Raw genomic sequence first — 10,171 nt, forward strand, 5'->3', positions numbered from 1 at the left:
CACGCTCAGCTTCTTTCGGGCCGGTCAGCACCATGCCTTCGCCGCGCGCATTCACTTTGTCACGGGTCATGTAGTACAGACCCAGTACAACGTCCTGAGAAGGAACGATGATTGGCTCGCCGTTCGCAGGTGACAGGATGTTGTTGGTCGACATCATCAACGCACGTGCTTCCAGCTGGGCTTCCAGCGTCAGCGGTACGTGAACTGCCATCTGGTCACCATCGAAGTCGGCGTTATATGCCGCACAAACCAGCGGGTGCAGCTGGATTGCTTTACCTTCGATCAGAACAGGTTCGAATGCCTGGATACCCAAACGGTGCAGGGTTGGTGCACGGTTCAGCAGTACTGGGTGTTCGCGGATCACTTCGTCCAGGATATCCCAGACTACAGCTTCTTCACGCTCAACCATCTTCTTAGCAGCTTTGATGGTGGTCGCGAGGCCACGCAGTTCCAGCTTGCCGTAGATGAACGGTTTGAACAGCTCCAGTGCCATTTTCTTCGGCAGGCCGCACTGATGCAGACGCAGGTATGGACCTACGGTGATAACAGAACGACCGGAGTAGTCAACACGTTTACCCAACAGGTTCTGACGGAAACGACCCTGCTTACCTTTGATCATGTCGGCCAAAGATTTCAGAGGACGTTTGTTAGAGCCAGTGATGGCACGACCGCGACGGCCGTTATCCAGCAAGGCATCTACCGCTTCCTGCAGCATACGTTTTTCGTTACGTACGATGATATCTGGCGCAGCCAGATCCAGCAGACGCTTCAGACGGTTGTTACGGTTGATCACGCGACGATACAGATCGTTCAGATCCGACGTAGCGAAACGACCGCCGTCCAGCGGTACCAGCGGACGCAGATCTGGCGGCAGCACCGGCAGAACGGTCAGGATCATCCACTCTGGCTTGTTGCCAGACTGCACGAACGCTTCCAGCAGCTTAATACGCTTGGTCAGCTTTTTACGTTTGGTCTCAGAGTTGGTTTCGTTCAGCTCTTCACGCAGCTGCTCGCACTCCTGCTCCAGATCCATATTTTTCAGCAGCGCCTGGATAGCTTCCGCACCCATCTTCGCGTCGAATTCGTCACCGAACTCTTCCAGCGCGTCAAGGTACTGCTCTTCGGTCAGAATCTGACGTTTTTCCAGGTTGGTCATGCCGCCTTCGACCACAACATAAGATTCGAAGTACAGCACGCGCTCGATGTCACGCAGCGGCATATCCAGCAGCAAACCGATGCGGGACGGCAGTGATTTCAGGAACCAGATGTGCGCGGTCGGCGAAGCCAGCTCGATGTGGCCCATACGCTCACGACGCACTTTGGTCTGCGTGACTTCAACGCCACACTTCTCACAGATCACGCCACGGTGTTTCAGACGCTTGTACTTACCGCACAGGCATTCGTAATCTTTTACCGGTCCGAAAATACGGGCACAGAAAAGACCGTCACGCTCCGGCTTGAAGGTACGGTAGTTAATGGTTTCCGGCTTTTTAACTTCACCGAAAGACCAGGAACGGATCATGTCTGGCGAGGCCAGCGCAATTTTGATCGCATCAAACTCTTCGGTTTTAGTTTGCGCTTTCAGAAACTTAAGTAAGTCTTTCACGGATTAGCTCCCGTCGGAGTGGAACTCTCAGGGACGCGCCAGGCGCGTCCCATAACCAGTACTTGCGAGTGCTTACTCGTCTTCCAGCTCGATGTTGATACCCAGCGAGCGAATCTCTTTCAACAGTACGTTGAAGGATTCCGGCATGCCCGGTTCCATCTGATGGTTGCCGTCAACGATGTTTTTATACATCTTGGTACGGCCGTTGACGTCATCAGACTTAACGGTAAGCATTTCCTGCAGGGTATACGCGGCACCGTATGCTTCCAGTGCCCACACTTCCATCTCACCGAAGCGCTGACCACCGAACTGCGCCTTACCACCCAGCGGCTGCTGCGTAACCAGGCTGTAAGAGCCGGTAGAACGGGCGTGCATCTTGTCGTCGACCAGGTGGTTCAGTTTCAGCATGTACATGTAACCTACGGTTACCTGACGCTCAAACTGCTCACCGGTACGGCCGTCGAACAGGGTGATCTGACCGGAAGAAGGCAGACCGCCGAGCTGCAGCAGCTCTTTGATTTCGCTCTCTTTCGCACCGTCGAACACTGGCGTCGCGATTGGCATACCTTTTTTCAGGTTCTCTGCCAGACGCAGCACTTCGTCGTCCGAGAAGGTGTTCAGGTCAACTTTCTGACGCACATCGGTGCCCAGATCGTAAGCACGCTGGATAAACTCACGCAGTTTGGCGACTTCTTCCTGCTTCTTCAGCATCGCATTGATCTTCTCACCAATGCCTTTCGCCGCCATACCCAAGTGGGTTTCCAGAATCTGACCGATGTTCATACGCGATGGTACGCCCAGCGGGTTCAGTACGATGTCGACCGGCGTACCGTTCTCATCGTATGGCATGTCTTCGATTGGGTTGATCTTCGAGATAACACCTTTGTTACCGTGACGACCCGCCATTTTGTCACCAGGCTGAATCTGACGCTTAACGGCCAGATACACCTTGACGATTTTCAGCACGCCCGGTGCCAGATCGTCGCCCTGGGTGATCTTGCGACGCTTCGCTTCGAGTTTCTTCTCAAACTCGTGCTTCAGCTCGTCATACTGCTCAGCCAGCTGCTCCAGCGCGTTCTGCTTCTCTTCGTCGGTCAGACCGAGTTCCAGCCAGCGCTCACGTGGCAGCTTGTCCAGTTTCTCCGCTTCTACGCCACCTGAAATCAGGACGGCCTGGATACGGCTGAACAGGCCCGCTTCGAGGATCTGCAGTTCTTCAGACAGGTCTTTTTTCGCCTGCTTCAGCTGCATCTCTTCGATTTCCAGCGCGCGCTTGTCTTTTTCTACGCCATCGCGGGTGAAGACCTGTACGTCGATAACCGTACCGGAAACGCCGTTTGGCACGCGCAGTGACGAGTCTTTCACGTCAGAGGCTTTTTCACCGAAGATCGCACGCAGCAGTTTCTCTTCTGGCGTCAGCTGGGTTTCACCTTTCGGCGTCACCTTGCCTACCAGAATGTCGCCACCGGTCACTTCCGCACCGATATACACGATGCCGGATTCATCCAGTTTGGAGAGCGCAGCTTCACCCACGTTCGGGATGTCAGCGGTGATCTCTTCCGGCCCCAGTTTGGTGTCACGCGACACGCAAGCCAGTTCCTGAATGTGGATGGTGGTGAAACGGTCTTCCTGTACTACACGCTCAGAAACGAGGATGGAGTCTTCGAAGTTGTAACCGTTCCATGGCATGAACGCCACGCGCATGTTCTGACCCAGCGCCAGCTCACCGAGGTCGGTAGACGGGCCGTCAGCCAGCACGTCGCCACGCTCGATAGGTTCACCCAGAGAAACACACGGCATCTGGTTGATGCAGGTGTTCTGGTTAGAACGGGTGTACTTGGTCAGGTTGTAGATGTCGATACCTGCTTCGCCCGGATACATCTCGTCTTCGTTAACTTTGATAACGATACGTGACGCATCGACGTACTGCACGGTACCACCACGTTTCGCGACAGCAGTTACACCGGAGTCGACCGCAACAGCACGTTCCATACCGGTACCAACCAGCGGCTTGTCAGCACGCAGGGTAGGTACAGCCTGACGTTGCATGTTCGCACCCATCAGGGCGCGGTTAGCATCATCGTGCTCCAGGAACGGGATCAGTGACGCACCGACAGAAACCACCTGCTGGGTGGAAACGTCCATGTAGTCAACCTGATCGCGGCTGAACAGGCTCGATTCACCTTTGCTACGGCAGGTGACGAGATCGTCAACAAAGCTGCCGTCATCGGCGAGGTTGGTGTTCGCCTGAGCGATAACGTAGTTACCCTCTTCGATAGCAGAGAGGTAATGAATTTCATCACTCACTTTACCGTCAACCACGCGGCGGTACGGCGTTTCGAGGAAGCCGTATTCGTTAGTCTGCGCGTAAACAGAGAGTGAGTTGATCAGACCGATGTTCGGACCTTCCGGGGTTTCGATTGGACATACGCGACCGTAGTGAGTCGGGTGTACGTCACGCACTTCGAAGCCGGCGCGTTCACGGGTCAGACCGCCTGGGCCCAGAGCAGAGATACGACGTTTGTGCGTAATCTCAGACAGCGGGTTGTTCTGGTCCATAAACTGGGACAGCTGGCTGGAACCAAAGAACTCTTTCACCGCGGCCGAAATTGGCTTGGCGTTGATCATGTCCTGTGGCATCAGCGTGTCGAGGTCGCCCAGAGACAGACGCTCTTTCACAGCGCGCTCTACACGCACCAGGCCAACGCGGAACTGGTTTTCCGCCATTTCGCCGACCGAACGGATACGACGGTTGCCGAGGTGGTCGATATCATCCACTTCGCCAATACCGTTACGGATACCGATGAGCTTCTTCATCACTTCGATGATGTCGTCTTTGCTCAGGATACCGGAACCTTCGATCTCGTCACGCAGCAGAGAACGGTTGAACTTCATGCGGCCAACGGCCGACAGATCGTAACGATCTTCAGAGAAGAACAGGTTCTCGAACAGGTTTTCTGCGGCTTCACGCGTTGGCGGCTCGCCAGGACGCATCATGCGGTAAATCTCAACCAGCGCGCTCAGGCGGTCGTTGGTTGGGTCAACGCGCAGCGTCTCAGAAATGTACGGGCCGTGATCCAGGTCGTTGGTGAACAGGGTTTCGATGCGCTTGTGACCGGACTGGCTCAGTTTCGCCAGCAGATCCAGTGACAGCTCCATGTTCGCCGGCACGATCAGCTCACCGGTGTTCAGATCGATGTAATCTTTCGCGACCACTTTGCCCGCGATGTACTCGACCGGCACTTCGATGTGCTGAATGTTGTCTTTTTCCAGCTGACGGATGTGGCGCGCAGTAATGCGACGACCTTTCTCAACGTAGACCGTGCCGTTGGCTTCGATATCGAAGGAGGCGGTTTCACCACGCAGGCGCTCAGGCACCAGTTCCATCTGCAGCTTGTTGTCGCGGATTTCAAACACCACTTTTTCGAAGAACAGATCAAGAATCTGCTCAGTGGTGTAATCCAGCGCGCGCAGGATGATACTGGCCGGCAGCTTACGACGACGGTCAATACGGACGAACAGGTTGTCTTTCGGGTCAAACTCGAAGTCGAGCCATGAACCGCGGTAAGGGATGATACGTGCGTTATACAGCACTTTACCGGAAGAGTGCGTTTTACCCTTATCGCTGTCAAAGAATACGCCAGGACTACGATGCAGCTGAGAAACGATAACACGCTCAGTACCGTTGATGACAAAGGTACCGTTGTCGGTCATGAGCGGAATTTCGCCCATGTACACTTCTTGTTCTTTGATGTCTTTGACGGTGCCTTCCGGCGCTTCGCGCTCGTAGATCACCAGACGCAGTTTAACGCGCAGCGGTGCGGAATACGTCACGCCACGGATCTGACATTCTGTCACGTCAAACACCGGCTCACCCAGACGGTAGCTGACATACTGCAACTCAGAGTTGCCGCTGTAGCTCGCGATTGGGAACACGGAACGGAAGGCTGCTTCCAGACCGTACTGGCCTTCTGGATCTTGCTCGATAAACTTCTGGAACGAGTCAAGCTGGATAGAAAGGAGATAAGGCACATCCAGTACTTGTGGACGTTTACCAAAATCCTTACGAATACGTTTTTTCTCGGTATAGGAGTAAACCATAGGGTTCCTCAGCTAGCTGACAAGTCGACCCACGCTGTCCGTCCTGAAGGGACAGTTCATGCAACACTATTTTGTTTTTCATGCGATGCGCGGCACCCCATGCAATACATCTTTCTATCACTCTTAAATCATTTCATCGCCGTTGCGCAGGCAGGGAACCTTCACAGGAAAGCGGTATATTAAGTCGTCGATAGAAAAAGATATTGAAGAGGAACAATGGACAAACAGTGCGAAACGCCATCATTCCCCTGTAGCGCAAAAAGGCTGGTGACCAAAAAGTCACCAGCCATCAGTCTGTTTACGCAGACTGCAACCCGAGGGTTGTCTTACTTAACTTCAACTTCAGCGCCAGCTTCTTTCAGAGCAGCTTCAAGTGCAGCTGCGTCGTCTTTGCTGATGCCTTCTTTGATTGCAGCTGGAGCAGCTTCAACCAGGTCTTTAGCTTCTTTCAGGCCCAGACCAGTTGCGCCACGAACGGCTTTGATTACAGCAACTTTGTTCGCGCCAGCAGCTTTCAGGATAACGTCGAATTCAGTTTTCTCTTCAACAGCTTCAGCCGGGCCAGCAGCAACAGCGACAGCAGCAGCAGCAGAAACGCCGAATTTTTCTTCCATAGCAGAAACCAGCTCAACTACTTCCATTACGGACATAGCTGCAACGGCTTCCAGGATTTGATCTTTAGTGATAGACATGACAATTGTTCCTAAGAATCAGTAAAAGTTTATACGTTAGCAAGTACGAAGAAAAAGAATCTGGCCTTAAGCCGCTTCTTTCGCGTCGCGAACAGCAGCCAGAGTGCGGACCAGCTTGCCAGCAGCAGCTTCTTTCATGGTCGACATCAGACGTGCCAGTGCTTCTTCGTAAGTCGGCAGCGTTGCCAGACGGTCAATTTGTGCCGCCGGGATCAGCTCACCTTCAAAGGCTGCAGCTTTGACCTCAAAGTTTGCATTCGCTTTCGCGAACTCTTTGAACAGACGAGCAGCAGCGCCCGGGTGTTCCATAGAGTATGCAATCAGGGTCGGACCAACAAACGTGTCTTTCAGGCACTCGAATGGAGTACCTTCAACGACGCGGCGCAGCAGGGTGTTACGAACAACACGCATGTAGACGCCAGCTTCACGACCTGCTTTACGCAGTTCAGTCATTTTATCAACGGTAACGCCACGGGAATCCGCAACAACCGCTGAAAGCGCGCCTTTGGCTACTTCGCTAACTTCAGCAACAATTGCTTGTTTGCCTTGAAGATTTAATGCCATTAGCTTTGCTCCTGGATTTGACCGGGAAAATTTCCCGGAACTCACTTCACTTACACACCCGAAGGCCGTAAGCGCGTTACACGGTGAGCAGAATCCAGTGAAGAAAAAATTCTTTTTGGTTCTGTCACCGTCTACGCAGGATATTAAGCATCACTTCCGAAGAGGTTCTGCTCCTGCGGTCTTGGACGGAGGCCAGGATCAGGCCTGGCTCCAACCTTAGTCGCTGAATGACAAGGTGTTTAGACCTGTGCACTCCGCGACTATGAATTTGGGTTCTGAATTGATGGATCAACCAGAACAACGGGCGTAAGATTCTAGATGAATTTTTCGCCCGTTACAAGCAGCAATTAGTTTGCTGCTGCGTTCAGACCAGCCTGGTCAACGGCAACGCCGGCGCCCATGGTGGTAGAGATGCTGACTTTCTTGATGTACACGCCTTTCGCCTGAGCAGGTTTAGCTTTTTTCAGCGCAACCAGCAGAGATTCCAGGTTTTCTTTCAGTTTGTCAGCATCGAAGTCCACTTTACCAATGGTGGTGTGGATGATGCCGTTTTTGTCGTTACGGTAACGAACCTGACCCGCTTTAGCGTTTTTCACAGCTTCAGCAACGTTAGGAGTTACGGTACCAACTTTCGGGTTTGGCATCAGACCACGTGGGCCCAGAACCTGGCCCAGCTGGCCAACAACGCGCATTGCATCCGGAGAAGCAATAACAACGTCAAAGTTCATTTCGCCTTTCTTGATCTGATCAGCCAGGTCTTCCATACCTACCAGCTCAGCGCCAGCTGCTTTAGCAGCTTCAGCGTTTGCGCCCTGGGTAAAGACGGCAACACGTACTGAACGACCAGTACCGTGTGGCAGAACGGTCGCGCCGCGCACGTTCTGGTCAGATTTACGTGCATCGATGCCGAGGTTAACAGCAACGTCCACGCTCTCTACGAATTTAGCGGTAGCCAGTTCTTTCAGCAGAGCAACAGCTTCGTTGATGTCATACTGTTTAGTCGCATCAACTTTGTCACGGATCACGCGCATGCGCTTGGTCAGCTTAGCCATTTCTTAGTCCTCCACTACCAGGCCCATGGAACGAGCAGTACCTTCGATAGAGCGAGTCATCGCTTCTACGTCAGCACCAGTCATGTCCGCAGCTTTGGTTTCTGCGATTTCACGTACCTGAGCACGAGTTACTTTACCGACTTTATCTTTGTTCGGCTTACCAGAACCAGACTTGATGCCTGCTGCTTTTTTCAGCAGAACGGCAGCCGGAGGCGTTTTGGTAACGAAGGTGAAAGAACGGTCGCTGTATACGGTGATAACTACTGGAGTCGGCAGACCCTTTTCCAGTGATTCTGTTTTGGCGTTGAACGCTTTACAGAATTCCATGATGTTAACACCCTGCTGACCCAGAGCCGGACCAACTGGTGGGCTCGGGTTAGCCATACCAGCTGCAACCTGCAGCTTGACGTAGGCTTGTACTTTCTTGGCCATGATATTTCCTCTATTGGGTATAGCGCCTGGCGAACAGGCTCCCCGTGATAACGATTTACACGCTGTTGCCAGCGCATAAAAACAAAAGGCGCGAAATTATAGGTAAATTTCGCGCCTTCCGCAAGAGCTAAAAAGTGAACAAAAGGCTTAGCCTTTCTCCACCTGAGCAAAGTCGAGTTCAACCGGCGTTGCACGGCCGAAGATAGAAACAGAAACCTTCAGGCGGCTCTTCTCGTAATCCACTTCTTCGACCACACCGTTGAAGTCGGCAAACGGGCCGTCGTTGACACGCACCATCTCGCCTGGTTCGAACAGCGTTTTCGGACGCGGCTTATCACCCACCTGCTGCAGGCGGTTCATGATCGCATCCACTTCTTTATCACTGATCGGTGCCGGACGGTCAGAGGTACCACCAATGAAGCCCATTACACGCGGTACACTGCGCACTAAGTGCCAGCTGGCGTCATTCATCACCATCTGGACCAGTACGTAACCAGGGAAGAATTTGCGTTCGCTTTTGCGACGCTGGCCGCCACGGATTTCCACGACTTCTTCAGTCGGCACCATGACTTCGCCAAACAGTTCTTCCATGTTGTGCAGTTTGATATGCTCTTGCAGCGACTTGGCTACGCGGGCTTCAAAACCGGAAAACGCCTGAACGACGTACCAGCGTTTTTTTGGAGCTTCAGACATCTCAGAACCTCAGGCCAGTGATAAACGATACCAGACGGACCAGAATACCATCCAGCCCCCACAAAATCAGTGACATCACGGCAGTGACCGCGGCAACGATTAACGTGGTGTGCAATGTTTCCTGGCGAGTTGGCCAGATGACCTTACGCATTTCGGTTCTTGCTTCACGTGCAAAAGCCACGGTTGCTTTGCCTTTGGTGGTCAGCAACGCAATGCCGCCCGCCGCAGCGATCAACACCACGACAGCCAGCGCGCGTAAAGGCAGTGTCACATCGCGATACAGGTAGTTACCGACGATTGCTACCAGCAGCAATGCGATCACAACTACCCACTTTACCGCTTCCAGGCCGCGCCCGCTCCCTTGAGCTTCGGTATTCGCACTCATAAACCAACCTGCCACAATAATTCAGAAACTATTCTGCCCCGCAGAGCGAGGCATCCAAACCGAATGCGCTTTTGGGCATAACTCGGTATCCAGCGCCGTAATACAGAGCCTGTCTCAGCAATGATTATGATCGAAAATCACTGATGAGCCAGGTTCTGGTTAACAGCGTACAAAAAGGGCATCAAATGATGCCCTTTCCGTGTGCATTGCGTCAAATATTATCGCTATTACGCGATAACTTTAGCAACAACGCCCGCGCCAACGGTACGGCCGCCTTCGCGGATTGCGAAGCGCAGACCTTCGTCCATTGCGATTGGATGGATCAGGGTAACAACCATTTTGATGTTGTCGCCTGGCATTACCATCTCAACGCCTTCTGGCAGCTCTACTGAACCGGTTACGTCAGTGGTACGGAAGTAGAACTGTGGACGGTAGCCTTTGAAGAACGGAGTATGACGGCCGCCTTCGTCTTTAGACAGAACGTAAACTTCTGACTCGAACTGGGTGTGTGGCTTGATAGTGCCTGGCTTAGCCAGAACCTGACCACGCTGGATCTCTTCACGCTTGATACCGCGCAGCAGAACACCACAGTTCTCGCCTGCCTGACCCTGGTCCAGCAGTTTGCGGAACATTTCAACACCGGTAC

At 53.1% G+C, this 10,171-nt stretch carries 8 protein-coding genes and 1 pseudogene; all 9 read right to left on the reverse strand.

Annotated elements, in window-relative coordinates:
* Positions 1-1,606, reverse strand: a pseudogene (locus FT726_RS24450) (DNA-directed RNA polymerase subunit beta'); the annotation flags it as partial.
* Positions 1,607-1,678: 72 nt separating this feature from the next.
* Positions 1,679-5,707 carry a DNA-directed RNA polymerase subunit beta gene (rpoB, locus tag FT726_RS24455; protein WP_021508205.1) on the reverse strand — a complete coding sequence of 1,343 codons (4,029 nt, stop codon included), beginning with the start codon at positions 5,705-5,707 and terminating at the stop codon, positions 1,679-1,681.
* 326 nt (positions 5,708-6,033) lie between these two features.
* Positions 6,034-6,399 carry a 50S ribosomal protein L7/L12 gene (gene rplL / locus FT726_RS24460; protein WP_021508206.1) on the reverse strand — a complete coding sequence of 122 codons (366 nt, stop codon included), beginning with the start codon at positions 6,397-6,399 and terminating at the stop codon, positions 6,034-6,036.
* A gap of 66 nt (positions 6,400-6,465) precedes the next feature.
* Entirely contained in the window at positions 6,466-6,963 is a 498-nt protein-coding gene (gene rplJ / locus FT726_RS24465; protein WP_021508207.1) for a 50S ribosomal protein L10, read from the reverse strand.
* 347 nt (positions 6,964-7,310) lie between these two features.
* Positions 7,311-8,015, reverse strand: a complete 705-nt coding sequence (rplA, locus tag FT726_RS24470; RefSeq protein WP_021508208.1) for a 50S ribosomal protein L1 — start codon at positions 8,013-8,015, stop codon at positions 7,311-7,313.
* Between the two features lie 3 nt (positions 8,016-8,018).
* Complete coding sequence (gene rplK, locus FT726_RS24475) at positions 8,019-8,447, reverse strand: 50S ribosomal protein L11 (protein WP_013507401.1); 429 nt, start codon at positions 8,445-8,447, stop codon at positions 8,019-8,021.
* 147 nt (positions 8,448-8,594) lie between these two features.
* Entirely contained in the window at positions 8,595-9,140 is a 546-nt protein-coding gene (gene nusG, locus FT726_RS24480; protein WP_010616908.1) for a transcription termination/antitermination protein NusG, read from the reverse strand.
* A 1-nt stretch (position 9,141) separates the two neighbouring features.
* On the reverse strand, positions 9,142-9,525 hold the full coding sequence (gene secE, locus FT726_RS24485; RefSeq protein ID WP_021508209.1) for a preprotein translocase subunit SecE: 384 nt from the start codon (positions 9,523-9,525) through the stop codon (positions 9,142-9,144).
* A gap of 227 nt (positions 9,526-9,752) precedes the next feature.
* Positions 9,753-10,171 (reverse strand): EF-Tu/IF-2/RF-3 family GTPase (locus tag FT726_RS24490; RefSeq protein WP_346303604.1); only part of this gene is annotated, 419 nt, incomplete at its 5' end.

Source organism: Pantoea sp. Morm, assembly GCF_016643525.1.
Lineage (GTDB): Bacteria > Pseudomonadota > Gammaproteobacteria > Enterobacterales > Enterobacteriaceae > Pantoea > Pantoea dispersa.